Annotated in this window: 21 protein-coding genes; 7 read left to right on the forward strand and 14 right to left on the reverse strand. The window is 46.9% G+C overall.

The genetic code is table 11. The features are described from left to right. The first annotated feature begins 249 nt into the window (after positions 1-249). A complete protein-coding gene (locus SAPGRDRAFT_RS07370; protein ID WP_002658402.1) occupies positions 250-879 on the forward strand; it encodes a DUF4290 domain-containing protein in 630 nt (209 codons plus the stop codon). A 339-nt stretch (positions 880-1,218) separates the two neighbouring features. Here the strand turns inward: SAPGRDRAFT_RS07370 and SAPGRDRAFT_RS07375 are convergent, their stop codons facing one another. The 5 genes from SAPGRDRAFT_RS07375 to SAPGRDRAFT_RS07395 all read right to left on the reverse strand — a co-directional run bounded on the left by SAPGRDRAFT_RS07375 (position 1,219) and on the right by SAPGRDRAFT_RS07395 (position 7,311). Then, positions 1,219-3,105, reverse strand: a complete 1,887-nt coding sequence (locus SAPGRDRAFT_RS07375) for a TaqI-like C-terminal specificity domain-containing protein (protein ID WP_002658405.1) — start codon at positions 3,103-3,105, stop codon at positions 1,219-1,221. Further along, on the reverse strand, positions 3,095-3,631 hold the full coding sequence (locus SAPGRDRAFT_RS07380) for a DUF1697 domain-containing protein (RefSeq protein ID WP_002658407.1): 537 nt from the start codon (positions 3,629-3,631) through the stop codon (positions 3,095-3,097). Before SAPGRDRAFT_RS07380 ends, SAPGRDRAFT_RS07375 begins: the two co-directional genes overlap by 11 nt. Before the next feature lie 352 nt (positions 3,632-3,983). Next, complete coding sequence (locus SAPGRDRAFT_RS07385) at positions 3,984-5,696, reverse strand: ABC transporter ATP-binding protein (RefSeq protein WP_002658409.1); 1,713 nt, start codon at positions 5,694-5,696, stop codon at positions 3,984-3,986. A 181-nt stretch (positions 5,697-5,877) separates the two neighbouring features. After that, positions 5,878-6,666, reverse strand: a complete 789-nt coding sequence (locus SAPGRDRAFT_RS07390; protein ID WP_002658410.1) for a hypothetical protein — start codon at positions 6,664-6,666, stop codon at positions 5,878-5,880. A gap of 45 nt (positions 6,667-6,711) precedes the next feature. Then, a complete protein-coding gene (locus tag SAPGRDRAFT_RS07395) occupies positions 6,712-7,311 on the reverse strand; it encodes a sigma-70 family RNA polymerase sigma factor (RefSeq protein WP_002658411.1) in 600 nt (199 codons plus the stop codon). 537 nt (positions 7,312-7,848) lie between these two features. On the opposite strand from SAPGRDRAFT_RS07395, the gene SAPGRDRAFT_RS07400 reads away from it, so the two are divergent. Then, positions 7,849-10,809 carry a M16 family metallopeptidase gene (locus tag SAPGRDRAFT_RS07400; RefSeq protein ID WP_253271287.1) on the forward strand — a complete coding sequence of 987 codons (2,961 nt, stop codon included), beginning with the start codon at positions 7,849-7,851 and terminating at the stop codon, positions 10,807-10,809. Between the two features lie 537 nt (positions 10,810-11,346). Here the strand turns inward: SAPGRDRAFT_RS07400 and SAPGRDRAFT_RS07405 are convergent. Together SAPGRDRAFT_RS07405 and SAPGRDRAFT_RS07410 are read right to left on the reverse strand one after the other, a co-directional pair. Next, positions 11,347-11,754, reverse strand: a complete 408-nt coding sequence (locus SAPGRDRAFT_RS07405) for a thiol-disulfide oxidoreductase DCC family protein (protein ID WP_002658416.1) — start codon at positions 11,752-11,754, stop codon at positions 11,347-11,349. Beyond that, on the reverse strand, positions 11,738-13,291 hold the full coding sequence (locus tag SAPGRDRAFT_RS07410) for a GH3 family domain-containing protein (protein ID WP_002658417.1): 1,554 nt from the start codon (positions 13,289-13,291) through the stop codon (positions 11,738-11,740). The genes SAPGRDRAFT_RS07405 and SAPGRDRAFT_RS07410 overlap by 17 nt, the downstream gene beginning before the upstream one ends. Before the next feature lie 136 nt (positions 13,292-13,427). Here SAPGRDRAFT_RS07410 and SAPGRDRAFT_RS07415 point away from each other — a divergent pair, with 136 nt between their 5' ends. Together SAPGRDRAFT_RS07415 and pdxA are read left to right on the forward strand one after the other, a co-directional pair. Next, a complete protein-coding gene (locus tag SAPGRDRAFT_RS07415) occupies positions 13,428-13,880 on the forward strand; it encodes a low molecular weight protein-tyrosine-phosphatase (protein WP_002658418.1) in 453 nt (150 codons plus the stop codon). 32 nt (positions 13,881-13,912) lie between these two features. After that, positions 13,913-15,352 carry a 4-hydroxythreonine-4-phosphate dehydrogenase PdxA gene (gene pdxA / locus SAPGRDRAFT_RS07420; protein WP_002658420.1) on the forward strand — a complete coding sequence of 480 codons (1,440 nt, stop codon included), beginning with the start codon at positions 13,913-13,915 and terminating at the stop codon, positions 15,350-15,352. A gap of 264 nt (positions 15,353-15,616) precedes the next feature. Here the strand turns inward: pdxA and SAPGRDRAFT_RS07430 are convergent, their stop codons facing one another. The 3 genes from SAPGRDRAFT_RS07430 to SAPGRDRAFT_RS07440 form a co-directional block, all read right to left on the reverse strand. Continuing rightward, the gene (locus SAPGRDRAFT_RS07430) at positions 15,617-17,179 is read right to left on the reverse strand and encodes a leucine-rich repeat domain-containing protein (RefSeq protein ID WP_002658421.1); all 1,563 of its coding nucleotides are present in this window, start codon (positions 17,177-17,179) and stop codon (positions 15,617-15,619) included. A gap of 142 nt (positions 17,180-17,321) precedes the next feature. After that, positions 17,322-18,791, reverse strand: a complete 1,470-nt coding sequence (locus tag SAPGRDRAFT_RS07435; RefSeq protein WP_037349936.1) for an IS4 family transposase — start codon at positions 18,789-18,791, stop codon at positions 17,322-17,324. 102 nt (positions 18,792-18,893) lie between these two features. Then, positions 18,894-19,838 (reverse strand): KpsF/GutQ family sugar-phosphate isomerase, encoded by a 945-nt coding sequence (locus SAPGRDRAFT_RS07440; RefSeq protein WP_002658424.1) that lies wholly within the window; start codon positions 19,836-19,838, stop codon positions 18,894-18,896. 191 nt (positions 19,839-20,029) lie between these two features. Between SAPGRDRAFT_RS07440 and pdxH the strand changes: the two genes are divergently transcribed. The 3 genes from pdxH (at position 20,030) to SAPGRDRAFT_RS07455 (ending at position 22,123) form a co-directional block, all read left to right on the forward strand. Continuing rightward, on the forward strand, positions 20,030-20,701 hold the full coding sequence (pdxH, locus tag SAPGRDRAFT_RS07445; protein WP_002658426.1) for a pyridoxamine 5'-phosphate oxidase: 672 nt from the start codon (positions 20,030-20,032) through the stop codon (positions 20,699-20,701). A gap of 3 nt (positions 20,702-20,704) precedes the next feature. After that, positions 20,705-21,583, forward strand: a complete 879-nt coding sequence (locus tag SAPGRDRAFT_RS07450) for a phosphorothioated DNA-binding restriction endonuclease (protein ID WP_002658428.1) — start codon at positions 20,705-20,707, stop codon at positions 21,581-21,583. 81 nt (positions 21,584-21,664) lie between these two features. Continuing rightward, complete coding sequence (locus SAPGRDRAFT_RS07455) at positions 21,665-22,123, forward strand: hypothetical protein (protein WP_002658429.1); 459 nt, start codon at positions 21,665-21,667, stop codon at positions 22,121-22,123. 245 nt (positions 22,124-22,368) lie between these two features. Here the strand turns inward: SAPGRDRAFT_RS07455 and SAPGRDRAFT_RS07465 are convergent, their stop codons facing one another. The 4 genes from SAPGRDRAFT_RS07465 to SAPGRDRAFT_RS07480 all read right to left on the reverse strand — a co-directional run bounded on the left by SAPGRDRAFT_RS07465 (position 22,369) and on the right by SAPGRDRAFT_RS07480 (position 26,564). Further along, positions 22,369-23,688: a TIGR02594 family protein gene (locus SAPGRDRAFT_RS07465; RefSeq protein WP_002658430.1), complete on the reverse strand. Its 1,320-nt coding sequence runs from the start codon at positions 23,686-23,688 to the stop codon at positions 22,369-22,371. Positions 23,689-23,729: 41 nt separating this feature from the next. Beyond that, positions 23,730-24,380 carry a hypothetical protein gene (locus SAPGRDRAFT_RS07470; RefSeq protein WP_002658431.1) on the reverse strand — a complete coding sequence of 217 codons (651 nt, stop codon included), beginning with the start codon at positions 24,378-24,380 and terminating at the stop codon, positions 23,730-23,732. Between the two features lie 394 nt (positions 24,381-24,774). After that, positions 24,775-25,554: a peptidoglycan-binding protein gene (locus SAPGRDRAFT_RS07475; RefSeq protein WP_002658433.1), complete on the reverse strand. Its 780-nt coding sequence runs from the start codon at positions 25,552-25,554 to the stop codon at positions 24,775-24,777. A 101-nt stretch (positions 25,555-25,655) separates the two neighbouring features. After that, positions 25,656-26,564: a DUF368 domain-containing protein gene (locus SAPGRDRAFT_RS07480; RefSeq protein WP_002658434.1), complete on the reverse strand. Its 909-nt coding sequence runs from the start codon at positions 26,562-26,564 to the stop codon at positions 25,656-25,658. Positions 26,565-26,566 lie beyond the last annotated feature (2 nt).

Consider the following 26,566-nt stretch of genomic DNA (forward strand, 5'->3'; position numbering starts at 1 on the left):
CTCCTTTTTTGGGGCCTCCCGCAGCCCTCTTCAGTGGGGCTGCGGGCGCTACCTTTCGCAGCTCGCAGGTCTGCTCGGCCCTGCAGGCTTTTTCGCTTTGCTACAAAAGCCTTTGGTCTGCCGCCTGCGGCGGCCCTGCTACAGATCGCTAGTCCGTTCGGCCTAACGGCCGTGGCGGCTTTGCCGCCCCATACCACCGCAAAGGGCCAAATTGGTCCCTTGCTTTCCTTTGTACACAGAATACTATTTATGCAACATCCATCTACTTATCATACTGAAAAGGAGCCCATTCTCGTGCGTGAGTTTGGCCGAAATATGCAAGCCATGATTCTTCATGCCAAAGCCATTGAAGATGCAGAAGAACGACAGGCCGCTATAGAACATATTGTCAAGTTGATTACCAATATGTATCCCGACCCACAAAGAAGCACCGAAGATTACCGCATCAAAATTTGGTCGCATATTTTGCAAATTTGCAATTATGAGCTAGCGGTTGATATTCCAGAGGAGGTTCCTCGCAAGAAGGAAAAAATCAAACCCGATGCTATCCCCTACCCTGAAAACAATCTCCGCTACCGCCAATATGGCCGTGGCATCCCTCAGATGATTGAGAAAGCGATTGCTATGGAGGATGAAGACAAGAAGGCTGATTTTACTCGCATTATTGCGGCCTTTATGAAGCAGGCCTACAATAAATTTAATCAGGGGCATGCGACCAATGAGCTCATTGCCGATGAGCTGCATCGTTTGAGCAATGGAGAGCTAAGTATTTCGCCCAAGGTCTACTTAGACTTTCTCAAGCCGAAGTATCGCCGCAACAATTATTATAAGAAGAACAATAATTACCAAAACAAGCGGCAGTATAACAACCGCCGCTAGGGCAAAGCAAAAGGGCCTCGCTAGATATAGCGAGGCCCTTTTTAGGTCCTACAGGCGGCGAAGCCGCCGCAAAGGAGCGAAGCGACGCGGCTGAGGGATGGACAGCAGGGCCGCCGCAGGCGGCAGACCCAGGCGCCAAAGGCGCCGCAGGGCCGAGCGAACAGCGAGCTGCGACAACCAGCCCCTATAGGGGCGCCAGTTCGACGACCAACGGGAGTACCCAGCCCGACCCGCCCGAAAACTCATGAGGGTTTTAACCCTCATTTTGTATCGCTTCGCAAAGCGATACCGCTTTGCGCTGGGTTTCAAGCCGGCGGAAGGGGCAGCCCCCAAAAAAGCTTAAAGATCTTCTCCGCCCATAGTTTTCCAGAGGACCTCTGTTTCTAGGTCGTCTAGGCCATACATTTTGGCGGTGAGTACATGTAGTTCCCAGCGGCCTTCATGGCCTTCCACCTGCCAATCGTGCAGATTTTCTAGGGCTGGGCTATATTCTTTGAAGGCTTGCGGGATAGGAAAATGCTCAATTTGGCGGCGCAAGACCTTAATAGAATTGAAGAGTCGTTGATAGAGGAAGCTTGCCACAGGCGAGTTGAGGAAGGCGCAAAGGGCCTTAATAGACAGCCGGCGGTCGGGCACAATAAAATTGATACTATTGAGCAGCAAGCTGCCTTTAAAATCGGCCACCACCTTTAGTTCTTTAGAGATAAATCGGTAGCAAATTTTGGGTTGGCGGTAGAGTTGCAGGGGGGCCACCTGTTGTAGTTTTGCGGGTTCAAATCGGATAAACTTGCGGGGGGCATCAAAGGCGAAGGGTTGTAATTCTTTGCCGGTATAAATGGGTTCTAGGCCTGGGGCGGGTTTATTTTTGAGGTGGGCCTTATTATTTCCGGTAACGATACCGAGGCCAAAAGTGCTATCGCCTTGGGCCAGGGTAAAAGAAGGGCGGTCTAGAATTTTTTGGAGAATTTGGAGTTCGGCCTTAGTTTTTAGGGCTGGGGGGCGGAAATAATTTTGGGCCAAGAGCTCAAAGGGAATTTCCATAGACTGGCCCTCTCTTTCGAGTTGGAGTTGGCGTTTTCCTCTTTGGAGTTCTAGGCGAATCACGCTAGACATTACTCCTTTGAAGGCTTTGCCAAAAAAGCGGATTGCAATTTTGTATTGGCGTTCGAAGAGAATTTCTCTTATTCCTTTGTGGGCATCTACATAGAGTAGGGACTCGGGCAGGATAAAAATCAGGCGGCTATCTTGGCGGCTACTGTTTTGTTTTTTGAGTTTGTCTAAGGCATTGAAGACTGCGATACTAAAAGACTCTGGGCTTTTGAGATCTGGATAAGTTTTGCGTAATTCTTTTTTGCGTTTTTTATCTAATTTGGCGCCCCAGGGGGGGTTAGTAATAATATAATCGAATTGTTCTTGGGGTTGTTCCTCTAGCACATCCATTACTTCGGTATGGACCAGTTGATCGATACGGTGAAAAAAGAGGGCAAAATTGACCTTAGCGATGCGGAGTGCTAGGCTATCGACATCTCGGAGGTGGATAAGAGAGGGGGCGTGTGAGCGGTCTAAGACATGGAGTAGAATGGTTCCGGTTCCGCTACAGGGGTCGAGAACAGAAGCGGTAGCGGGCAGTACAATATCCTCGACTAATTCGGCGGGAGTAAAGAAAGCGCCCAGCTTAGCTTTTTCGCTTAGGCTGCGCATAGATTCGTAGATCACCCCCATAAAATCGGGTTCTTTTTCGGGCACACTAAGGCCGAGTAGATCTCTTTGGAGGGGTTCTAAGTTTTTGGGCAGGCTTTGTTCATCTAGCCAAGTTTGCAGAAAGGCGGTAAACTCCTTGGAGTTAGAATTGAGTTGGCTATTGGTCCAATCTATTTTGATGAGTTGAGCATCATCAAGGGCCTTAATAGAGAGGCAACACATGAGTGCATCTATTGAAAGCTGGTGGCGTTCGGAGAGTTGGAGTAGCCATTCGACCAAAAGCTTACTTTCGGCATAGCTTAGGGTTCCGGTTACGATTTGCAATTCATGTTTATGGCTGCGGTTCACTCTACTTTTCAGTTTGTTTGTGGCTTGTATCTGGCTCATGATATCCTCTATCGTTCTGGGGCTATATCCTTCTTGGCCTTTTTGGTAATCGGGTAGCAGGCCGGTTCTAATCCAGTTGCTAATGGTTGAGTTACAGACGCCAAGGGAAGAACTCAACTCTTGTTTGCTAATCAACATAGGTGCTTTTGGCTAAGGCGAGTAAATGCAGGCAAGTTTTATAGTTGCGGCTAGTGCAGGGCATTTTTAGTTGTCGTTCCCAATAGTTGTTGGTTCGTTTTGAGCGGCCATAGCCATTGGGGTAATAGAGAAATAACATTCCTTTTTGCCACTTCCATTTTTCTACTTCATCGCTGGCTTCTTGCTGCCCCTGATAATCAGCAGATTTGAGAAGACAAAGATAAGATTTTTCTAAGGCCTGCTCTTGAAATGGTCGATTTTCTATGGCAGAAATATAATCTTCTATGGTTCGGGCTAGGATACTGGGGGCATCTTGCATTTTGCTTTGGAGCAATTTTTCTAGTTGGTCTTCTAATGCTTTGGGGGATTTTGCTGTTGTTTTGAGCAAAACATTACCGGTTTGCAGGTAGCTTTTTACGGCATGGTAGTTTCCGCTTTCGGCTAGCCAGTTTTGGAGCGACTTCATAGGCAGTTTGCGTTTGCCGCCGACATTGATTCCTCTTAGAAAAACGATATAGCTCTTCAATTTCTGCTAATTTATTAATTCTCAATTGGTTAAGCAATTAGCGTAACTTTTTTATTTTCAGTTAGTTAACTACGGCTGCTAATATATTAATTGTTTTTTGATTCTGCCTAATTTTTTCTTTCTTTGCTTAAGTTTTCTGTTTTGGCCGAGCGTTATTTGGCCCAGCGCTGCGGAGTGGGTGGCCGCAGGCCAGACCGAGTTTTTTGAGCAAAGCGAAAAAAGCGAAGGGCCGAGCAGGCTTGCGAGCCCCGTAGCATAGCGGCGGCCAAGCTAGGCGGAGCCTAGGTTGGCCGCGGGCCCCAAAGCAGTAAAAAAAATAAAGGGGAGAATTTATTTTAATTATGATTTTCAGCTAGTCTTTTGGGATAGCAGCAATAAGTTCTTGGGTATAGGTTTTTTGGGGATTTTCATAAATTTGTTGGCTACTGCCGGCTTCTACAATTTTTCCGTTTTGCATAACGAGCAGGCGGTCGGCCATAAACTTGACTACGGAGAGGTCGTGAGAGATAAAGATATAGCTCAATTGGTACTGTTCTTTTAGGTCTAGCAATAAATTGAGGACCTGTGCCTGCACCGAGACATCTAGGGCCGAAACCGATTCATCGCAAACAATCAGGCGGGGTTGCAGGGCCAAGGCACGAGCGATACAGATTCGTTGTCGTTGTCCGCCAGAAAACTCATGGGGGTATCGGTTATATTGATTGGCAGAAAGCCCTACTTGTTCGAGCAATTCCTCTACTCGTTTTCGGCGTTTTAGTTTAGAGGACAAGATGCCGTGCATGCGCATAGGTTCTTCAATGGCGGCTCCAATTTTTTGTCTAGGATTGAGTGCGGCTAGGGGGTCTTGAAAAATGATTTGCATTTGTGGGCGGAGTTGACGCAACTTTTTGGGCGACAAATTTTGGAGATCTTGTCCATCAAAGCAAAGCTTATCGGCTTGGCAGTCTTGTAGGCGCAGCAAACTGCGGCCTAGGGTAGTTTTGCCTGAGCCTGATTCTCCGACCAGGCCCAACACTTCGCCGGGGTATAAAGCAAAGGACACCCCATCAACGGCTTTAAGGTAGCTTTTGCTACGGCCAAAGAAATTGCGTTGATTGGGGAAATAGGTCCTTAGGTTTTCCACCTCCAAAAGCGGCTGAACGCTAGGTACTTTATAGGTAGGGGCTGGTTTAGCGAGTGCTTTTCGGGCGGCCTTAGCCGAGCTATATTTGGGGGGCTGTCCCATAAAATCGGCCACAGTAGGCAATCGTTTGAGCCAACTATTTAGGGGGGGGTGGCAGGCCAGCAGGCTTCTGGTATAAGGTGATTTTGGTGATTCATAAATCTCTTTGATAGGGCCTTCTTCCATTCGTTTAGCCTGATACATCACTAGGACTCGGTCGGCAATTTCGGCTAAAACGGCCAAATCGTGTGTTACGAATATTACGGCCATATCTAGTTCCTTTTGCAGCTGTTTAATGAGGGCCAAGATAGACTTTTGGACCGAGACATCTAGGGCCGTAGTGGGTTCGTCGGCAATTAGGATTTTAGGGCGGCCTGCCAAAGCCATGGCGATCATTAGGCGTTGTTTTTGGCCACCAGAAAGCTGGTGTGGATAAGCTGCAAAAATGCGTTCACTATCATCTAGGCGTACTTTTTTCAATAAGGCCAAGGCTCGAGCTTTGGCGGCTTCGGTCTCTTTTTTTTCCTCTTTGGGAATAGCTTCTATTAGTTGTTTTCCACAAGAGAGAACGGGATTTAAAGAGCTCATAGGCTCCTGAAAAACCATAGCGATTTCTTGGCCTCGAATCTTTCGCATTTCGGCATCTTTCAGTTGTAGAAGGTCTAGCTCCTCCTCTCCTTTTCGATAAATAATTTGTCCGGCGGTATACTGTGCTGCGGGCCTTGCCAACAGCCGTAGTGCGGCCAGGCAGCTCACTGATTTACCAGAGCCCGATTCTCCGACAATGCCCAACAGCTCTCCAGATCGCAACTGAAAGCTCAGCTGGTCCACGGCTCGGACAGCAGGCAAATTGCCCTGTTTAAAGTCTATTGTCAAGCCTTTATATGCTAACAAAACGGCCATAATATGATACAGATTTAGTCCATTAACTTACGGTAGTTTGGCAAGTTAAACAAACTTATGCTTTATATTTTGGGGCATCTGCCTTCTTTCTATAGTCTCTAGTTTTTTGTGCATTAGCCAAACAAAAAGGCCAGCCCTAAGGTAAGGCTGGCCAGTAGAATTCTATCTTAACAATCACTAATTACTGAGGTAAGGCAAGGTCTTTTTCCTCATAAAAGGCTTGTACTTGCGCATAGCACTCATGTCGAGGCTGCTTTAAGATTTGGGCAGCAAGTGCCTGCATAGCCTCTTGCTTTCCTAATTGATAACTAATCAGAAAGAGTTGAAAGTCCTTGAGCTGCATTAAGCGTATTTTGTTCTCTTCTTGAGGAAAAGCCAAGAGCATAGCCTCTGCTTTTTCCAACTCTTTGCCTGTTTTCACACTACTAAACCCAAAGGCCAGTTGTGTTTTAAGATCCTTGGCTTGCAGTTCGGCCAAAGACAACTGGGCCATCTGTTCTACAAGAGCGGGATAATCTTTATCTCGGTATTTCTGGGCAATCAATGTTTGGCTAGCCTTAGGAGCTTGTCCTCGGGTAAAGCTATACAAAGGAGCGGCCTCCAAGCTAGCAAAATAGCGGTCCTCTTGCGGAAACAACTGATAAAGGCTATAACTCAGGCCAAACAACAAAAGTACAGAAGCGGCCAGCTGCCAAAACTTAAAGTTTGACAAGAAAGAACCCTTTGCAGCAGGCTTTTCTTTTGTCTCCTCCTCCGCTGCCGCTGCCTCTGCATCCCAGCTTTTCATATCGGCCAATAAGCTGTCTGCGGCCAAACCATCCAAACCCTTAAAGAGCATCTCATAATCTTTATACTCTTCTGTAGGCATTGTCTCTTTTAAATCATTTGCCTTTTGGCGCTCTTCTGCCGTCATTTCATAATTGAGGACCAGCTTTTCAATAAGCTCTATTTTCTTCTCTTCTGTGATCATTATTAGGGGCATTTTACTACTAGCAAATATAGGGGGGGCTAGCAATTAGTGAAGCTTATCTTTAAATGACTCTGCAATCTCTCGGAGCTTCTTCATGCAAATCGATTTTCGCTTGCGTGCAACTCGCTCATCAGAGTATTGCATTTGCTCGACAATCTCAGCTAAGCTATAATTTTTATAAAAAATAAGATTGAGCAACTTTTGGCAAGAAGGACTAATGCGACTTAGTAAACCCCTTACTATCTTTTTACGATGCTCATCTTCGTAATGTTCCAAAATAGAGGTATCAACAGAACTAGACTCCCCATCTACATTTAACCAAAATTCGGTATCATGAGTAGACGACTTATCTCTTTGCTTATTCCGGAAAGATTCCTTACGCAAACGCTTAGATATAGCCAGTAAATAAGTATGTAGCTGACAAGTCAGCCTCGTTAATTTACCTTTCTGCACATTATCTACAAAAACAAGAAAACATTCATGATAGTACTCATTGACCTCCGCTTCTTTTTGCATAAAAATTTTACAAGCTGCAGGTACAAACTTTTTCTTGTTCTCCAGATATATCTGCTTTATTACTTTATCGTCTCTCAACCGAATCGCTTCAAGCAATGGAGCGTTCTCTTTACTTCTATCTTTAGACATTTATGCCAAAATTTTGGTTTTTGTTACCTCAAAAATCGAAAAATTAACCCCCTAATAATAAAAAATATTACAACACCTTCACAATCAATCTATTAAGACCCAATTTATTTTATCAGGAATTAACAAAACAATGAATAGGCTAGCCAAAAACTCAGCTATAAACCTCCACAGATTAGAATATTTTAGGTATTTCTCAACAGACAACTCAAAATAATTACAAAAAGTGACGGGGCAAACAGAAAAGGAAAGCCTTGTACTTTAAGGTTGTTCATTTTTAAATACATCCTATAGGTTAACTATCTCGCTCTTCTTTTTCCCTTCTCTCAAGAAGGAGAAAACACTATACAGCCCTATTTAGAGGTTTTACTGCAATATAGCAAAAGTTAAATTTAACTGTTTTTATGGCCTATAAAGGCATATCAGTCGAAAAAAATTCAGTTTCTATTTTCAAATTTTATTTTTGCTTAAATGAAAGTAAAAAATACAACACTAACATACACGCATTACATATACCTTATTTCTTAATTGACATATCTCATGATGAAGCTAAAACAATGGGGCTTGGCCCTAGGATTGCTCCTAATGGGAGTAGCCGCCTGTAAAACTTCTACTAAAGTAAAAGGTGGGCTCTCCTCTAATGATGAGCAGCAAAATAGCCCAGCCCAAGATACTAGCTCGCCCCTTAGCGGCCTAGGCAGTATCTCAGCAAACACCTCTACCGTAAAAGAAAAAGCAAGTGGCATGGAAGCCGCTCTGCCTTTTGACGAAAGTATCCGAACGGGCCAACTCGAAAATGGTATGCGCTATTACCTGCGCAAAAATGCCAAGCCCGAAAACCGCATAGAATTACGCCTAGCTATCGATGCCGGCTCTATGCAAGAGGAAGATAGCCAAAGAGGCCTAGCCCACTTTGTAGAGCATATGTGCTTTAATGGTACCGCCAACTTCAAAAAGAATGAGTTGGTCGACTTTCTAGAAAAAACAGGGGTCCGATTTGGTGCCGACCTCAATGCCTATACTTCTTTCGATGAAACGGTCTATATGCTCCAACTCCCTACCGATAAGGAAGGCCTGGTCGATAAAGGCCTGGTCGTTATGCAAGATTGGGCTTCTGCGGTCTCTTTTGAAGAAGATGAAATTGATAAGGAAAGAGGCGTGATCCTCTCAGAATGGAGAACCCGCCTAGGCGCCGACGAACGTATGCGCCAAGTCTACTGGCCCAAACTCTTCTATAATTCTCGCTATGCCAATCGCCTGCCTATCGGCACAACAGAGGTAATCCAACATGCACCCTACGAACGCCTCACAACGTTCTATAAGGATTGGTACCGCCCCAACCTTATGGCCCTTATCGTGGTCGGCGATATCGACCTAGATGAGATCGAAGCCAAAATCAAAACGAATTTTTCCAAAATGGAAAATCCCGAAAACCCCAAAGAGAAAAAACTCTTTGAGGTCCCCGGCCATAAGGAAACTTTTGTCTCTGTAGCTACCGATAAAGAAGCTACTAATGTAAGCTTCCAAATGATCCATAAACATGCTCCCAAAAGTATTAAGACCCTAGACGATTTTCGGAGCTCTATTGCACACCAACTCTATAATATCATGCTTAATGCTCGCTACGATGAGCTAAGCCAAGACCCCAAAGCCCCCTTCCTCTATGCAGGTTCTGGCTATGGCAATTATGTGCGTAATTCCGACGCCTACTTTATCCAAGCTGGCGCCAAAGAAAATAGTATCGAAGAAGCTATCGCACTGGTCCTACGCGAACAAAAACGAGTGCTAGAACACGGCTTTACCGATACCGAACTAGAACGAGCCAAAGCCGAATACCTCAATTATGTAGAACAAGCCTACCGCAAACGCGATAAGGTCACTTCAGCCTCTATCGCCGGCGAATGCGTGAGCCACTTCCTCCAAGATGCCCCCCTATTCGGTATCGAAAAGGAACTACAGTTGGTCAAGGAGTTTCTCCCTAGTATTAAACTTAAGGAAATGAACGCCCTGCCCAAAACTTGGATCACTAAGGAAAACCGCACGGCTATCCTTACCGCCCCAGCCAAAGAAGGACTCAAAATTCCTACAGAAGAACGCATCCGAGAACTGCTAGCCGAAAACGAAAAGATTGAAGTAGAAGCCTATAAGGATAAATTCCTCGATATGCCGCTGCTCGAAAAAGCCCCCACTGCAGGTAAGGTTACCGCCCAAAAAGAAGTGAAGGAGAAAGATCTCAATATCACAGAATGGACGCTCTCTAACGGCGCTAAGGTGATCTTGAAACCCACCGACTTTGAAGGCGACCAAATTATGCTGCAAGCCTATAGCCCTGGTGGCCACTCTATCTATGATATTAAGGATTTTCTTACGGCTTCTAGCGCCGCCGAATTAGTCAACCGCTCTGGCGTTGGCCAATTTGACCGTATCGCCCTAGATAAGAAATTGACCGCCAAAACAGTCAGCATTAGCCCCTATATTAGCGAACTGAGCGAGGGCTTCTCTGGCCGCTCTTCTACCGCCGATTTCGAAACAATGCTCAAACTACTTTATCTCTATGCCACCCAAAGCCGCCTAGACAAAAAAGCCTATGATGCTTATCTGGAAGAGGCCATTGAGCAAAGCCGTAACGCCCTCTCTAACCCCCAACAGTATTTCTTCAACGAGTACCAAAAGGCCCTTAGCCAAAATCACCCCCGCCGCCCTGGCCTCCTCTCCGAAGAACAAATCCGTAGTATCGATATGAATCGCGCTCAGGAGATTTATAAAGAACGCTTTGCCGATTTTAGTGACTTTACTTTTGTGCTCGTCGGTAACTTTAAACCCGAAGAGATTAAAGGACAGGTAGAGCAATATATCGCTAGCCTCCCTAGCACAAACCGCAAGGAGAATTATCGCAACCCTGAGGTGAAGTTCCCCGCTAAAGGAATGACCAAAAACCTCAAGAAAGGGCTCGCCCCTCAGTCTAATGTGATTCTATCTTTTGCCCAAGAGACCAATTGGTCCGCCCAAGAGGCCTTTAAACTCGATGCCGCTATTAGCGTCCTGAGCATCATGGTCCGCGAAAACCTCCGCGAAGATAAAGGAGGCGTCTATAGCCCATTTGTAGGCGGTGGCATGAGCCGCGAACCCAAGGGAACTAGCCAAATTATTGTCTTTTTCCAATGCGCGCCCGATGATGTGGAGGTCCTCGTAGAAGCCGTTAAAGAAGAAGTGGCCAAGCTCCAAAAAGAGGGCCCCTCTGAGGAAAATCTCGAAAAGGTCCGCGAAACTAAACGCCGTGGCCTAGAAACTTCGCTCAAGGAAAACCGCTTCTGGCTCGGCCAATTACTCAATAAATACCGCTTCAATGAAAACCCCTTGAGCATTTTCGACAAAGAAAAAATGATCGAGGAACTCAAAGCAGAGGATATCAAAAAGGCCATTAACCAATATGCCGATATCGAAAAAGCATTGATTATGACCATCAAACCCGAAAAAGAGGTGGATAACGAACGCCCCTAATCTTTTTTTGACAATTGTCTAAAGGTCTAGTCCATTAAGGGCTAGGCCTTTTTTGTTTTTTTGGGGCCTCCCGCCTGCGGCGGGCGCTACGTTTCGCAGCTCGCAGGTCTGCTCGGCCCTGCGGCGCAAGCGCCTTGGTCTGGCCTGACGGCCACTGCTGCACATCGCTAGGCCAGTCGCTTCGCTCCTTCTAAACGCAGGAATATAATCTTGCTTCTTATGAATCTGTTTAAACTTTTGTGTTTCGCCTTTTACTGCCTAGGGATAAGCCCCTAGACAACTATTGGCAAAACCCTAGCTCGAGCTCAACCAACAGCAGCTCCAGCTAGCAAAACCCTAGGGTTTTGCTCCTTTTTGCGGGCCGAAGAAGAGAGCCAAAAGAAAGCCGAAAAGAGGAGCGGCCCAGCGCTGCGGAGGGGTGGCGCACAGCGCCAGACCGAGCTGGCGAAGCCAGCGAAGGGCCGAACAGACCTGTGAGCCCCGCAGCATAGCGGCGGCCGCCTTGGCAAAGCCAAGGCGGCCGCGGGCCCCAAATTATTAGGATAAAAAACGATCTTGCCAATCCGCTTTAGGCAACATGCACTGCTCTTTTTGGCCAAACCAGCGATAGCGATTTTTGGAAATCCAGTAGTAGACGGGATCTCGAAAGAAGCGAGGCAGCCACAAAAAAACGCCAAATATGGGCCAAGGAAAAGGCAGCAAACAAAGCAGGCGCAAAGCCGCCGTAGAGCCCAAATAGGCCCGGCCATTTTCTACTAAAACCAGGGATTTAAAATCGCTTTGGGCCAGTTGGTGTTGGGCCAAAAGCTGCTGCCCCACCTCCGATTGCAAGGCGGCAAAATGAACCTTAGCCTGCCGATCTCTTTGCAGCACAAACTGCACGCTTTTCTCGCAAAGATGGCAAACCCCATCAAAAAGTAAAATGGCTTTAGTATCCTTTGGCATCTAAAAATTGTTTCCAGTCGGCAAATTGCTTGGCGGTTAGTACCCTAGGAAACTTGGACTGCCCGTCAATGCGTTTTTGCTGCCCCCACCACTCCCAAAATAGGGCATTGGGCAAGAGGCGCAGCTTCACTTTCCTTAACAAATTATCTTCTCTTTCTGTTTTATAATCATCATTTAGGGCCCCCAAATATTGGTCTAGTTGCTGCGCTAGCAGCTCCTCCGACAAGCCTGCCAAGGGAGCACTTTGGCCCAAAAACCAATGGTGCTCAAAATGATTGCCGACCTTAACCGCCTGCAGATGAAACTCGCCAAATTGCAAGCCCAGTTCTGATTCGCAGCGGGCCAGGGCCTCATTCATATTGTCTACAGAAAGATGCTCGCCGCAGATGCTCACAAAATGCTTAATGCGGCCCGTAAGGCGAACCTCGGCCCTTTGTTTATTGAGAATGCGGACCGTATCGCCCAGCAAATAGCGCCAAGCACCCGAGCAAGTACTGAGGAGCAGGGCATACTCCTTGCCTTCCCGAACCTCCCCAATATGCAGGGCTTTGGCTTGGGGAAGCAACTGGCCAGTTGGGCTAAAATTATCGGCATTGAAGGGGATAAACTCAAAGAAAATCCCATTATTCAGAATCAACTCTAGGGGCATGACCTCATCGTCAATGCGGGTTTGGCAGGCCAAGCTCCCCTCCGAGGTATTATAGGTATCTAGGGTATGTACATTACCGCCAATCAGCTCCTTAAATCGTTGCCGGTAAGGCGAAAAGGCGATACCGCCAGAGACATAAATCTTGAGATTGGGCCAGATATCAATAATTTGATCAGCTTTTTGGACCTGCAGCACCCGTTCGAGCATCATTTGCACCCAAGAGGGAATGCCCGCAATCACGCTTAGGTCCCATTTGTGGGCCTGTTCGGCAATAGCCGCAAGTCGTTCCTCCCAATTGGGGAGTTTGATAATTTTGGTCCCTGGTTTATAAAACCCCCGAAACCAGCTTGGCATTTGGGTGGCATTAATCCCCGAAATATCGCCTAGCCAATGTTGGCCCTGTTTGCGCAAAGTGGTGCTACTGCCCATAATGAGGAAATCTCGGCCATAGAAATCGGGGCCCAATTCCCATTGCGTAGAATGGGCAAACATAAACTTTGTGCTGCGTTTCATGGCGCCTAGCATCGCCTTGCTCACGGGAATCTGCTTGCTAGGGCTACCAGAAGTACCCGAACTTTGGGCAAAATAACGAATCTTTCCGGGCCAAACTACATTGGCTTCATCCTCTAGCAAACGATGCCACCAATGGGCATACATCTGTTCATAATCTACAATAGGAAGCTGCTCCTGATAGGCCCGAATGGGGTCTAGAGCCGCCCGAATTTGAGCAAACTTATAGTGATGGCCAAATGCTGTTTGCTCAGACATCTGCAAAAGAAACTGCAAGCTCTGCTGCTGCAAACGCAGCGGAGTTTGTTGCCGTTGAGAGGCTGATCGCAAATGCCACATCAGCCCCCGCTTGAATAGTTGTCCTTTTATTTTTGACATAAATCCGGGGGAGTTTATTTACCTTAAAGTGGAGGATATAAATAAAGCCTGTCTATAAGTTGCAAGAGGACCTAGATTAGCTCATCTCTCCCTCAAAAACTAAACAGTTGTACAAAATAAAAAAGCAAATCGTATAATGAAAATTTTAATGCTTTGCCTAGGCAATATATGCCGCTCTCCGCTAGCGGAGGGCATTCTGCGTAAAAAAGTAAATGATTTAAATTTAGACTGGACCATAGATTCGGCGGGGACCTCCGCCTATCATGCTGGCGAAGCCCCCGATCCTCGTTCTCAGGAGGTGGCCTTAGCCCATGGGATCGACATCAGCCAACAGCGATCTCGAGCCCTAAAACCCAAAGATTTTGCTATCTTTGACCTTATTCTGGCTATGGATAGCCAAAATTATCAAGATGCCCGAAAAATGGCCCAAGGAGAAGAGCAAAAAGCAAAAGTACAGCTCATTATGAACTTCGAACGGCCCCATTTCAACCAAGCCGTTCCCGATCCTTATTGGGATGATAATGGCTTTGAGTTGGTCTATGCCATGTTGGACCGCGCCTGCGATGCGCTGATTCAACAACTGAGCTAGGGCTTTTTTTTATGCGCTCATTTTAAGCAATCATGGAAAAGATTAAAATAGGAATTTCTATTGGAGACATTAACGGTATTGGTCCGGAAGTTCTCCTCAAGACATTAGGCGATAGCCGCATTACCGAACTTTGTACACCCGTTATTTTTGGTTCGGCCAAGATCTTGGCCTACCATAAGAATATTGTCAAACTGCGCAGTTTTCAGTTTCATACCATAGAAGAAGGAGAACAGCCAAAAGAAGGACAAATCAATGTGGTCAATTGCTGGAGCGATAATGTGCGTATCAATCTGGGCAATATCTCTGAAGAAGCCGGCAAATATGCTTATATCGCCCTAGAAAAAGCCGTACAGGCCCTAAAAGATGGCTATGTAGACGCCCTAGTCACTGCCCCAATCAATAAGGAGGCCATGCAGCTAGCCAAATTTCCACATACAGGACATACCGAATATCTGGCCGAGCAACTGGGTAGCAAAGAAAACCTAATGATGCTGGTGCACGAAAACCTCCGTGTGGGCCTAGTGACCAATCATCTCCCCATTCGCCAAGTGGCCGATGCCATCAATAGCCAAACCGTTTTGCGTAAGCTACAGCTGATGCACCATAGCTTGCGGGCCGACTTTGGGCTAGATCGCCCAAAAATTGCCGTCCTTGGCCTCAATCCACACGCTAGCGATGGCGGAAATATTGGGACCGAAGAGCAAGAGGTCATTCTTCCCGCTATCGAGAAAGCTAAAAAGGAAGGCATTATGGCTATTGGCCCCTACCCTGCCGATGGATTCTTTGGTAGCCAAAATTATAAAAACTTTGATGCCATTTTAGCCATGTACCACGACCAAGGTTTGGTCGCTTTTAAGGCCCTCTCTTTTGGCCAAGGGGTCAATTTTACCGCAGGTATGCCCTTTGTCCGCACTTCTCCAGACCATGGGACCGCCTTCAATTTGGCCGGTAAAAATGTAGCCGAATCCGATTCTTTCCGCCGTGCCCTCTATCTCGCTATCGACGCCTATAGGAACCGAGCCAATTATGATGATATGCACGCTAATGAAATGCCTATCATTAGCCTAGAGCAATACGAAAAGGAAGAGGAACAGGAAAGACGGAAATACCGCAAACAACGCCAACAAGAAAGAAAAGACGCCCCTAAACAAGAGGAAACTGATGAGGAAGACCCCAAAGGGAAAGGCAAGCGCAGCAGTAAACGCCCCCCTCGTGGACCAAAACGAAAGGCGCCCCGCCCTACAGACACTGTAGAAAATAAAGAAGCCGAAGCTCCCCAAAATGAGCCCAAGCAAGAACCTCAAAAACAAGAAGCCGAAGCTCCTAAAAATGAGCCCAAGCAGGATCCCCAAAAACAGGAACCTAAGGCCGAAGCTCCTAAAAATGAGCCCAAGCAGGATCCCCAAAAACAGGAACCCAAAGCCGAAGCTCCTAAAAATGAGCCCAAGCAGGAGGAATTGAATAAAGACTAAGCAAAAAGGGCTGTTGGAAAATTCCGACAGCCCTTTTTAGTTTTAGGCATCTGCCTCTAAATGACGCTCAAAGAGAAGAGCTATTTAGATGAGTAATCATCTTTTTTGGGGCCTCCGCCTCCCTTCGGTCGTCGGCGCTACGCTTTGGGGCTCGCAGGTCTGCTCGGCCCTGCAGCCGCCTGCGGCGGCTTTGGTCTGGCCTGACGGCCACCCCGCCGCATCGCTAGGCCATAAAAGGGGCTGCGCCCCCAGTAAAATGAGCTTTTAATAGAGCTTTACGCCAGGCAACCATTCTCGGAGGCAAGCCTTTTCTTCTTCGGGAATAGGGCAGCCTCTCAAATAGATTTTCTTTAGTTTTTTGCATTGCTTAATGCTTTCTGGCAAATGGTCCAATTTGCTGTTATAGCGCAAATCGAGTTCTTCTAAGTTCTCCAATTGCCCAATTTTATGCTTGAGTTTGCGCAGCTTGGTATCGGCCAGATTCAGTTTGCGCAAATTGCGTAGGCTATACAGACTATCGGGTAGTTGGCCAAAATCATTATCCGAGAGGTCCAAGATTTCTAGGGCTTCTAAGTCGCCAATATTGGGAGGGAGGTAGTTATATTTGGTCCCCCCTAGTTTTAGGCTACTCAAGCGAGGGAGCTTGGCCAAGCGAGCAAAGACCTGCCCCGGTTTAAGGTATTTGTTATAGCTCAAATCAATGGCCCGCAAGTTTTGCATCTTTTCCATGCTGCTCGGCAAACTATAAATCTGAATATTGGCAGCATTGAGTTCTTCTAGGTTGGGCAGTTCGCAAACCACCTCGGGAAAGCCCTTGAGGTCCATCACTCGAATACTGAGGTAGCGGAGATTTTCCAGATATTTTAGGCTATCGGGCAAAACCTCTAGGTCATTTCCAGCCAAGCTCAACCAGACCAAATGTTGCAGTTCGCCTATTCTGGGCGAGAGGCTATCGAGTCGGTTATCAGAGAGGTCTAGCCAAAAGAGGTCCTTCATGCTATAGAGGCTTTCATCTATGGCTTTTAGTTTATTTCCTTTCAGGTTGAGGCGTTCTATTTGCTGCAATTGGTCCAAATTACTGGGCAGTTGCTCTAGGCCGAGTTCTGGCAATTGTAGCTCGTAGAGTGCTGTGAGTGCAGGCAACTGCTCAAAGAGTTGTTCTGGATTTTTGAGGGGGTTGCGGCCCAAATTGAGTTGTTGTAGGTTTTCCATTTGCCAAAGCAGGCTATCTAGTTCTTCTAGCTTATTATAGTAGAGATCTAGATACTGCAAATTGGGCAGTTTAGGCAGGCCACCAAGGTCTACAAAATAATTATTGGAGAGGTCCAGATATTGTAAATTTTGCCAGGCGGATAAATCGGCGGGCAGGCTATCAATATCATTTTCTTGCAGTTGCAGTTTTTCTAGGCCGCCTAATTGGTCCAAGGGATAGGGAAAGCTTGTCAGGCGGTTTTTGCTGAGGTCTAGCCACTTGAGGTTTTGCAATTTGGCCAGGGCTTCGGGTAGTTCTTTCACCTTATTATGGCGAAGAGAAAGCAGTTGTAGCTGTTCTAAATCGCCAATGGCCTCCGTTAAATGCTCAAAGTAAATATGCTCGGCATAAAGGGCTTGCAAATTGGGCAATTGGGCCACTAAAGGCGGCAGACTATTGGCCTGTTTGTAGAGGCGTAGCTTATAGGCCTTGGCTTTTTCTAGATAGGCCTTATCTACCGAATAATAGAGGGGGATTTCCTCATCGTTTTCTAGTTGTTCTAAACTAAAGAGGGATTGGGCCCGCAAAAATGAGGACAAACAAAGCAGACAGATGGCAAAAAGGTATGGATACATAGTTTTAGTTTGTGTATAGGGCCAGGCCTCCTTGGCCTAGCGCTGTGGAGGGGTGGCCGTCAGGCCAGACCCAGGCGGCGCAGCCGCCGCAGGGCCGAGCAGACCTGCGAGCCCCGCAACCTTTCTATTACCCACTTTTATTTTATGTGATCTGTCCAAGCATTTTGGCCGTGTCATACATAATGTAAAAACGCTCAAGTCCTTTCTCTACTTTTTTAATGGAAGCCGCATGTTTTATTTTCTTTACAATACCATCAAAGCCTCCGAGCGAGGCTATGACCCAGTAGGCCCAAGCCATTGATTTAGAGTTAAATGGATTACTATTGTAAGGGCTTCTTTTTTCTCCGTCTAGATGTTCTACAAAAATAGTCTCGAGAAAATCAACCTCTTTCTTAGTAAAAATAGTAAGCGCTGAAGTCTCATTATCTTGGTTTAATCCGGCCTCTCGTAGCCTAAGGATCTTGTCTGATGCACTAATTGCCATAAGTATCATTTTGCGGATGGCGCCTCCATCTCTTAAACATATGTTTTCAATATCAAAGCCATCTGATTTTAAATATTTAAAGTATGTTTCAATTCTCCACCGCTGTTGATAGCAGTTAAGTAAATCTAAAAGCTCTTCTTCTGTGTCTACAGACTCGTTGGTAAACAGCCGCCAATAGATTCCTTCTTCTTCTCGATCTTCTTTTTTTAGATAGGGATTAGGGAAAGCTTTAGTAGGGTCAAAAGCCTCTATAACATTTATATACATTGGCTCTGGTCGAGGTTCGCCAATTATATATTTTGAAGATTTTGGAACCTTTAATAGGGTCCTTGTCACACGAACTTTTAGCTGTATTCCTTGTAGGTCTTTACGACTAGTTTCAAGGGGTACGTTTGTACTTAGACGGGCTACTTGGTAATCGAATAGATTGATAAGGGGGACGTTCTTTTTGTCCTCTAAAATAGCTGTTCTCCTATGTTCCTTAGAACGAATCAGGTATTTTATATTATGCCGATTAAGACATTCCATCATAGGATATATATCTGCTTCTCGATCACAAACATGTAAAATATCTAATTCTGGATTCACTTTTTTTAACTCTTTATCGGAGTCTAGCATAGATATCAACCAACGTGTCTTTTCCCCTGCAAAGGGCCCTGAATTTCTATTCTTTTTTTCTTTACAAGTAACTCTATCTTTATCTCTAGAATATAAATCTGCACTTCCAATGCATTGAAAACTAGATGTATCTCGATCGATCACTATGCTTACATGACCAAAAACAGATAAATTGGATTCTCGTCCTCCGGGACCTAAACCTTCTTGGTTCTTAATCCAATTCTTCCTATTATTATAGCTTATTTCTGTAGTATCATGTGGTACAATTACTCGCTGTTTACCTCCTTTCGCTAATGCTTGATGACAGCTTTTAATATATTCCTCTTGGATATAATCCTCCGTAAAGGTTGCATTGCTAAATAAACGGTAAAGCATCTTATGCTCTGCAGCTGTTTTTCCTAAATTCTTAATTTGCGTAGAAGGATTATCTTCTAACATAGAATAAAGCTTTAATATATTGTTTTTAGTTTGCTTATTCATTTTTTTGGGAGCTGCTGAGATCGTCATCATTTTAGCTTATTTTTGAACAAATTTAATCCTTTTTTAAAAAGTGGGTAATAGAAAGCCCCGCAACATAGCGCCGCAAGCGCAGCGCAGCGGAGGCCCCAAATCCTACTTAAGATGTTGCTTGGCAATAATCCCCAGCAGGCGTTCTTCTTCAAGGACCAAAAGGGCGTTGATTCTCAGCTGCTGCATTTGCTCCTCGGCATCGAGCAAAGAGGCTTGGGGCGAAATTGTTTTGGGGGCCGAGGTCATTAGGGCTTTGGCCTGCAGGGCAAAAAAGGCATCATTGGCCGTTTGGCTCAGTTGGCGGCGCAAATCGCCATCGGTAATAATGCCCAACACTTTTCCGGCCTCCTGAACAATGGCTAGGCCCAACTGCCCCGCCGAAATCGTCAATAATAGCTCTTGCATATTGGCATTTGGACCAACAAGGGGCATTTTTTCGCTTTGCATAGCCTCTTGGACCTTCGTGAGCAGGCGCTTGCCCAGGTTGCCGCCAGGATGATAGCGCAAAAAATCGGCCTGTTGGAAATTGCTGGCCTCAATATAGGCCGCGGCTAGGGCATCGCCCATGGCTAGGGCGGTCAGGCTAGAGGCCAAGGGAACCGCCTGAAGGCGGGCAGCCTCTACCGAAACGCCCACATCTAGGACAAAATCGGCATAGCGGGCCAAGGTTGATTTGGGGCGGCCCACAATACAAATATGCGGAAGTTCCAGCGCTTGAATATGAGGCAAAATTTGCAAAAGTTCATCCGTTTCTCCCGAATTAGAAAGGCTCAAAAAGCAGTCATTTTCCATCAGCATCCCCAAATCGCCATGAATGGCCTCTGAGGGGTGGAGGAAAAAGCTCGGCCGACCCACACTAGCCAAAGTTGCCGCAATCTTTTTCCCGATTAGGCCCGATTTGCCCATGCCACAGACCACCAAACGGCCCGAGCAATTCAGAATAGCCTGAACAGCCCCATCAAAATGACTGTTAATTTTTTGGCCAAGTTGCTGAAGGGCCTTGGCCTCCAACTCAAATACCGATTTTGCAGTTTCTAGATAAGACATACACTATTTTTATACAAGTTTTCGGAGAGCAGCCCAAAGATATTAGTTTTGCTGCGCTTTATAGCGCGCTCTATTAAAAACCGCTTTCCTTGGACCAGAAAGCTAATTTTCTGCCTAGCAAATGCCGCTTTTAAAGGAGTTCGTACTAACTTACTGTAAGCCGTTTTTTTCAGTTCAAACAGGATAAGGATATGAATCGAGATTTAAATGAGAAGGTCGCCCAATTAAGAGAAGATTATCAAATGGGAGCCTTGCTAGAAACAGAGGTAGCCGAAAGCCCTTTTCGGCAGTTTGAAAACTGGTTCAAGGCCGCTTTAAACGCCAATTTGCCCGAGCCCAACGCCATGACCTTGGCCACCGTAGACGAACAGGGGCGGCCCGCGGCCCGCATCGTTCTGCTCAAGGGATTTGATGAAAAAGGCCTGTATTTTTATACTAATTATGGCAGCGCCAAAGGGCAGCAAATCGATTTGAACCCACAGGCCGCCTTAGTCTTTGCTTGGATCGAAATGGAGCGCCAAATTCGCATAGATGGCCTAGTCGAAAAATTAAGTGCCTCAGCTTCTGAGCAGTATTTCCGCTCTCGCCCTCGAGATAGCCAATTTGGCGCCCTAGCCTCGGCCCAAAGCCAACTGATTGCCGATCGTTCTGTTTTGGAAGATCGCTTGGCCGAGCTGAAAGCAAAATACCCAGAAGGGACAGAGATCCCCATGCCCGAAAACTGGGGCGGCTATTTGGTCCGACCCTACCGCTTCGAGTTTTGGCAGGGCCGCCGCAGCCGCCTGCACGACCGCCTTCGCTATACCATAGACAAAATTGAGGGCGAAGAGAAAAAATGGAAAATCGAACGCTTAGCGCCTTAAGTCATGGACCGAAAAGAACTAGAAACTCGCTGGACCAAAATCAAAAGCTGGAAAGCCAAAGGCAAACGAGCCCCGCACAAACCGCTTTTGCTGCTGTATGCCCTAGGCGCCTGGCAACAGGGCCGAACAAAACTGCAGTATGCCGAGGAAGAAGCAAAACTGAAGGATTATTTTCGGGAGTTTGGTCCACCCAATAGCGCTCCTGGCCCCAACTACCCTTTTGTTTACCTCAGCTCCGATAAGATCTGGGAGCTCAGCGAACTGCATCGCATCAATGGTAAAATTAATAGCTCGCCCAAACGACTCCGGGAAGAAGGCATCAGCGCCCAATTCCCTGCCGAGATGCAGGCGCTTTTGCGAGAGCAGCCCGATTTAGTTGGGCATTTGGCCGAGCAGCTTTTGCAGCGCAACTTCCCCGAAAGTCTGCACCAAAATATTTTGCAAGCCGTGGGCCTAGAGCTAGAACCGGCGTTTTTGCTCAGCAAAAGGCGAAAAAGAGACCCTCGTTTTCGGGGCCAAATTTTAGAGGCCTATGGCTATGCCTGTGCGGTTTGTGGCTTCAATTTGCGGCTGGGACATCAGCCCTTGGCCTTAGAGGCCGCTCATATTAAATGGCATCAGGCGGGCGGGCCCGATCGGGCAGAAAATGGCCTGGCCCTTTGCAGCATGCACCACAAACTCTTTGATTTAGGCGCTTTTCGAATTGATGATTCGCTGCGCATGCAGGTCTCGCATAAGGTGCATGGCGAGGGCTTAGATTACTATTTATTGCGGCATCAGGCCCAGCAAATCCGTCTGCCTCATCTCAAAAAATATCGGCCCAAAGACGATTACCTCGACTGGCATTTGCAAGAGGTTTTTCAGGGATATAGCCGAGATTAGCAGGGGCATAAAATTTCATTTTCCTTCAAAAAAGCCTATATTGAAGAGATATTAAGCTCATTTCATTTAAAAATAAATCCAATGGCCGAAAACCGCATTTCTATTGAATTGACTACCGATATGGTAGAAGAGGTCCGCCAACTAGTGGCCCAAATTGAAGAAAAGCTCCCCTTTTTGCTCTCGCTTACCCAAGACGAGCGCGCTTCTTTCCCCAAACTCCATAGAGAAAATGAAATCTTTGTCGAGGAGACAATTCGAGCGGCAGAACAGCATCATGATGTTTTGCCCGACTATATTGATGTGGCCGAAATGAAGCGAGATTTAGAACTTTATCAGCAGTTGGGCCGCATGATGTTGCGCCTCAACCGCCTTCACGAAAAGGTCAATGATACCATTCATATTGCTGGCGCCGAGGCCCTTGCCACGGCTCTAGTGACCAATAATATGTTTCAAATTGCCGCCAAAATGGGCGTAGATGGCATGGACCGAGTTTCTTCAGACCTTATGAATTACTTTAATAACGAAGAGCAAGAGCAGTAGTTTTTCTGCTGTTTTTTGGGGCCCGCGGCCGCCTTGGCTTTGCCAAGGCGGCCGCCGCTATGCTGCGCCGCTCGCAGGTCTGCTCGGCCCTGCAGGCTCCACTTCGTTTCGCCTTGGGTCTGGCCTGCGGCCACGGCTGCGCAGCGCTGGGCCGGCTCGACAAAAGGCCCCAAGGGGCCCGAAAAAGACAAAAAAGGGGCGGTCGGATTTTCCGACCGCCCCTTTGCGTCTAACGCCAATTGGCCCTAACGAGTTTGAGAGAAATCTGTAGTCTCAAAATCGCCTTCTGCTTCGCCGAAGGTATAGTAGTTTTCGGGAACCTCAAAGTTATTGGGGAAAACATAAGCGTGAATCTTGCTGGTACTAAAGGCAGAGATTTTCACCATATTGCTTTGGTTGCCGCCCAAAAGCAAGACATTGCCGCCCTTTTTGCCGACCACAAAGCCCACATGGCCTTTTCCGCCGCCATAGCTCAAAACGGCAATAGCGCCATAGGCGGGTTGATCCACCTTTTTACCATATTTGGCCCAAGACATCGCCATTGCGCTGCCTGTTCCACCTTGGCCAGCCTTATTCATGACCCAATTGACAAAAGAGGCGCACCAAGGCGTCTCATCATCTCGGAAGCCACCAGTAGTCGAGTGATACTCAATTACTCGGGGGTTATCTTCTGCGCCGGGGATTTCGGTAACGCCAAGCTCCGACTCTGCTACCTTGATCCAGTTGGGTTTATTCATTGGGCCAGGAATAGCGGCTTCTTGTAAGCCTTCGCCATTGAGGCCCTTCCAGCTTTTTCCAGCTGGATCTACACGGCCATCGGGTTTGCCTACCCCCAATTTAGTAGCTTGGAAATTACTAATTGCGGTAATGGTCTTATTATCGCAAGTTCCGCTAATGTCCACTTTATAGTCAAACTCTTCGCGGAGAAGGGTTTGGACCACCTTGACATCATCGGGATTATTTTTTCCGCCTTGGCCCACAGATCCTTGAAGGTCCTTAATGGGAACGGGCTCTCCAGTTGGAGCGGCTTCTTCTGTTGTGGCAGCAGCATCGGCGCTACTGCTATCTGCTGAAGAGCTAGAAGAGCTTCCGCCGCCAGAGAGGGCGCCCCAGCTTTTTCCGCCTGGATCAATACGGCCATCTTGCCAGCCAAACTCTGCTTGTTGGAAAGCTTTGATAGCGGCGATGGTTTTGGGTCCACAATCGCCATCTACGGCTACATTTTGGCCCTTTTGCTTGAGGAGTTCTTGGACTAATTTCACATCGGCCTCTTTATTGTCTCCGCCTTTGCCCACCGAGCCCGAAATAGAAGAAGCTGTAGGGGCGGGAGTTTCTGCGGCAGTAGTTTCGCTGCCTGTTTCGGCGGGAGTTTCTGCGGCAGTAGTTGCGGCAGCGGTAGCCGAGCCGATGCGCTCGCCTAGGCGGCTAATAGCGGCTTCAATTTGGTTGATTTGCTCTTGTTCTTGGGCATCAATTTTCCCATCACTCATAAAGAGCTCCTTGAGTTGGTCAAGGGTTGTATTATACTGCTCCAAGCGAGCTTGGATTTTATCAAAATTTGCCATAAGGTTGGTCATTAAAAGTTAGTTAGGAGAATGGTATTGGCTTATTTCTTCAGTTTGGCTTCAATCTTCTGAAGGTTTTCAAGCATTTTGGCCATTACTTGACGTCCTTTGGCTTTTTTCTTTTCTAGTTGAGGATCTACAGTGGCAGACTCTGCTCCAGCGGCGGCGGTATCATCGCTAGTGGTTTCGGTGGTTTCGGTAGTTTTACTGTCTTCTGTTGTTGGCTGTGCGGCTTCTTTGGGCGCTTCTTCTTCTCCTTCAGTGGCGGCGGCACCTTCGGCGGCGGCGCTTACAGCTTCTCCGGCCTTAACGAGGGCAAATTTGGCCTTTTTGAGTAGGGCTTTTCCTTCCTTAGCAATTTTGGCCAAGGGCGCATTTCCTTTGATGGGAGAAAGCTCTAGGACATTGCCATTTTCGCTAGCGGTAAAATGCGCTTTAGCGATAAGAATCATCTTTTTGTCGCCTTTAAGGTCTTCCTTAGCTTGCTTTTTCCATTTTGCATCCATTTTAGAGAGGAGCATTAGGGGAGCTTCTGTGCCGCAGGCAAATTTGTGCATACGTTTTACAAAGAAAGTAACGGCATTTTCTTCGCCATTGGCTTGAGTTTCGGCCATTTTGGCTAGGCGTTTAAACTCCTTAACATAGGCGGCATGGGTCAGATTTTCATAATCTGGTTGAATCTTAGCTTTCATTCTTTTTTAGTTAGTTTAGTGGGGTAAAATCTTGCTTGACTACTAAATGTAGAAAAAAGAGATGGGCTCTGCAAAGCATCTGAAGAGTTTTACAGCTAATTTATTTTTCTATTGTTTATCTCATTTTTTAGGTCTATCTTATTGGTTTTTTGCCTATTAAGGGCCGAAGAGCTATAGTTAAAAGCAGTGGTTACAGATGAGCGGATGAGCGATGTGCAGGGGTGGCCGTTAGGCCAGACCAAAGCCGCCTGCGGCGGCTGCAGGGCCGAGCAGACCTGCGAGCCCCGAAACGTAGCGACCCGCCTGAAGGGCGGGGCAGCCCCAAAAAAAGATCCTTAGAGGCATAAAAAAAGGGCTATCCAGATGGACAGCCCTTTAGTTTGTTATATGCGGTTTATTTCCAGCCATGAAGTTGGAACCAGCCCGCTCTTTCTAGCACATTTCGAGAATAATCTCGGCCTGTGGTGTAGTAGTCAATATCGTAGCCTGATTTATGGGCATTGAGGGCACGAGAAGGCCCACAGTTATAGCCAGCGATACCGGCTTGCAGGAGTTGTTTGCTCATTTTCCAGCCCAACTTTTTGGTAAAGAGGTTCATAGAATTTTTGAGCACGGCACAGCCGTAGATAATATTTTCGGTAGCATTTGCCCATTTTCCAGACTGGATAAAAGCGACATGCCAGCGGTCATCCACCTGCATCAGTCCTCTACCGTGGCCACCATCTCCGGTGCCATGTGGGCCGGGAGGGGTGAGGGCCAAGCCCCAATGCGACTCTCTAGAGCCGATGCCAGCGATTACGGAGGCGGGAATGCCGTATTGTTGCGACACTCTTAGCACAGCATTTTTGTACTTGCCATTGAGCTCTGCCAACTGCTTGAGCAAATGGGGATTATTTTTGGCGTAGGAGGTTTGAAACTGAAGATAATTGCCCGAAGGTTGGGGGCGATTCAGCAAGGCCGCCCAAGTAGAAGGGCCTACGATCCCGTCAGGCGTCATTCTTTTTTTATATTGGAAATGCTTGACGCAATTCTCGGTATAGGGACCAAATTCGCCATCGGGGCGAACGCGGTAGCCATAACCTTTGAGTAATGTTTGTAGCTCGGCCACCTCATCGCGCAGATGGGGGGAGGTGTGGCGATAGCCATCATATAGACGGAGTGTAGGTCTTCCCATGAGTCAATATTTAGGGCACCATTTGGTGCTTAAAAAGCAATTTAGAGATTCTATCTCCCTAAAATATAATTTTTTAGTACTTCTAGCAAAGTTTTACTTTCTTATTCCCTTGTTTTTTGTCCTAGGCGTTCTAGGCCAAACACCAAAGCGAAGCCCAAAAGGGCCAAAAGGGCGGCGCTCAAGAGGTAGGGTTCGCCTTCATAGGCGCTAGGCAAAACAGATTGAAATAGGAAAGGTTCTTCTTGGCCATGGCTATTGATGCGTGTTTGAATAACATTTTGCCAGGGCCAAATTTTGGGCAGGGAGCCCAGCATAAAGCCCGTGAGCAAAGCCAAAGCCGCCGAGCGATAATGCTCAAACAGCCAGCTCAATATTCTAGCAAAACTCAATAGGCCCAAAGCACAGCCCATCATAAAGACCAAGAGAAAGAGGATATCTTTTTCATGAATGGCCTCAATCACATGCTTATACATGCCCATCAGGAGCAAAATGAAACTGCCCGAGATGCCAGGTAAAATCATGGCACAAATGGCAATAGCCCCAGAAACAAAAGCCATCAAATAGCTTTTGGGCATTTCGGTAGGCACAAAAAGCGTAATGCCGTAGGCAATGCCCGCTCCCATAATCAAAAGGATAATAGAAGGCAGGTTGTTCCACTTAATTTGCCGCCCAACATATAGGGCCGAAGCCAAGACCAAGCCCATAAAAAAGGACCAAAGCAGCTGCGGGTAATGTTCTAGGGCCGAGCTAAGCAAAGAGGCCAAGCTCAAGACACTGACAAAGATGCCCCCAAAAAGGGCCAATAAAAAATGGCCATCTATGGCGGTCCAAAAGGCAGCGATTCCCTCTTTTTGCAAAACTTTTAAGTTCTCCAAATTAACCCCCTTAATCCCCTGAAGCAAACGCTCATAAATGCCCGTAATAAAGGCTACGGTTCCGCCAGAAACCCCAGGCACCACATCTGCAGCGCCCATGGCCATCCCTTTGAGAAAAGTAAATAGATGTTGCATAA

This window comes from Saprospira grandis DSM 2844 (genome assembly GCF_000275825.1).
Lineage (GTDB): Bacteria > Bacteroidota > Bacteroidia > Chitinophagales > Saprospiraceae > Saprospira > Saprospira grandis_A.

What these genes read in the sequence shown, in the direction of transcription:
- SAPGRDRAFT_RS07375 (WP_002658405.1), bottom strand. Translation starts at nt 3,105, where the DNA reads ATGTTGATTAGCAAACAAGAGTTGAGTTCTTCCCTTGGCGTCTGTAAC.
- SAPGRDRAFT_RS07400 (WP_253271287.1), top strand. Translation starts at nt 7,849, where the DNA reads ATGATGAAGCTAAAACAATGGGGCTTGGCCCTAGGATTGCTCCTAATG.
- SAPGRDRAFT_RS07440 (WP_002658424.1), bottom strand. Translation starts at nt 19,838, where the DNA reads ATGTCTTATCTAGAAACTGCAAAATCGGTATTTGAGTTGGAGGCCAAG.
- SAPGRDRAFT_RS07395 (WP_002658411.1), bottom strand. Translation starts at nt 7,311, where the DNA reads ATGTCTAAAGATAGAAGTAAAGAGAACGCTCCATTGCTTGAAGCGATT.
- SAPGRDRAFT_RS07480 (WP_002658434.1), bottom strand. Translation starts at nt 26,564, where the DNA reads ATGCAACATCTATTTACTTTTCTCAAAGGGATGGCCATGGGCGCTGCA.
- SAPGRDRAFT_RS07455 (WP_002658429.1), top strand. Translation starts at nt 21,665, where the DNA reads ATGGCCGAAAACCGCATTTCTATTGAATTGACTACCGATATGGTAGAA.
- SAPGRDRAFT_RS07465 (WP_002658430.1), bottom strand. Translation starts at nt 23,688, where the DNA reads ATGGCAAATTTTGATAAAATCCAAGCTCGCTTGGAGCAGTATAATACA.
- SAPGRDRAFT_RS07410 (WP_002658417.1), bottom strand. Translation starts at nt 13,291, where the DNA reads ATGTCAAAAATAAAAGGACAACTATTCAAGCGGGGGCTGATGTGGCAT.
- SAPGRDRAFT_RS07470 (WP_002658431.1), bottom strand. Translation starts at nt 24,380, where the DNA reads ATGAAAGCTAAGATTCAACCAGATTATGAAAATCTGACCCATGCCGCC.
- pdxA (WP_002658420.1), top strand. Translation starts at nt 13,913, where the DNA reads ATGGAAAAGATTAAAATAGGAATTTCTATTGGAGACATTAACGGTATT.
- SAPGRDRAFT_RS07370 (WP_002658402.1), top strand. Translation starts at nt 250, where the DNA reads ATGCAACATCCATCTACTTATCATACTGAAAAGGAGCCCATTCTCGTG.
- SAPGRDRAFT_RS07475 (WP_002658433.1), bottom strand. Translation starts at nt 25,554, where the DNA reads ATGGGAAGACCTACACTCCGTCTATATGATGGCTATCGCCACACCTCC.
- SAPGRDRAFT_RS07385 (WP_002658409.1), bottom strand. Translation starts at nt 5,696, where the DNA reads ATGGCCGTTTTGTTAGCATATAAAGGCTTGACAATAGACTTTAAACAG.
- SAPGRDRAFT_RS07405 (WP_002658416.1), bottom strand. Translation starts at nt 11,754, where the DNA reads ATGCCAAAGGATACTAAAGCCATTTTACTTTTTGATGGGGTTTGCCAT.
- SAPGRDRAFT_RS07390 (WP_002658410.1), bottom strand. Translation starts at nt 6,666, where the DNA reads ATGATCACAGAAGAGAAGAAAATAGAGCTTATTGAAAAGCTGGTCCTC.
- pdxH (WP_002658426.1), top strand. Translation starts at nt 20,030, where the DNA reads ATGAATCGAGATTTAAATGAGAAGGTCGCCCAATTAAGAGAAGATTAT.
- SAPGRDRAFT_RS07430 (WP_002658421.1), bottom strand. Translation starts at nt 17,179, where the DNA reads ATGTATCCATACCTTTTTGCCATCTGTCTGCTTTGTTTGTCCTCATTT.
- SAPGRDRAFT_RS07415 (WP_002658418.1), top strand. Translation starts at nt 13,428, where the DNA reads ATGAAAATTTTAATGCTTTGCCTAGGCAATATATGCCGCTCTCCGCTA.
- SAPGRDRAFT_RS07435 (WP_037349936.1), bottom strand. Translation starts at nt 18,791, where the DNA reads ATGATGACGATCTCAGCAGCTCCCAAAAAAATGAATAAGCAAACTAAA.
- SAPGRDRAFT_RS07450 (WP_002658428.1), top strand. Translation starts at nt 20,705, where the DNA reads ATGGACCGAAAAGAACTAGAAACTCGCTGGACCAAAATCAAAAGCTGG.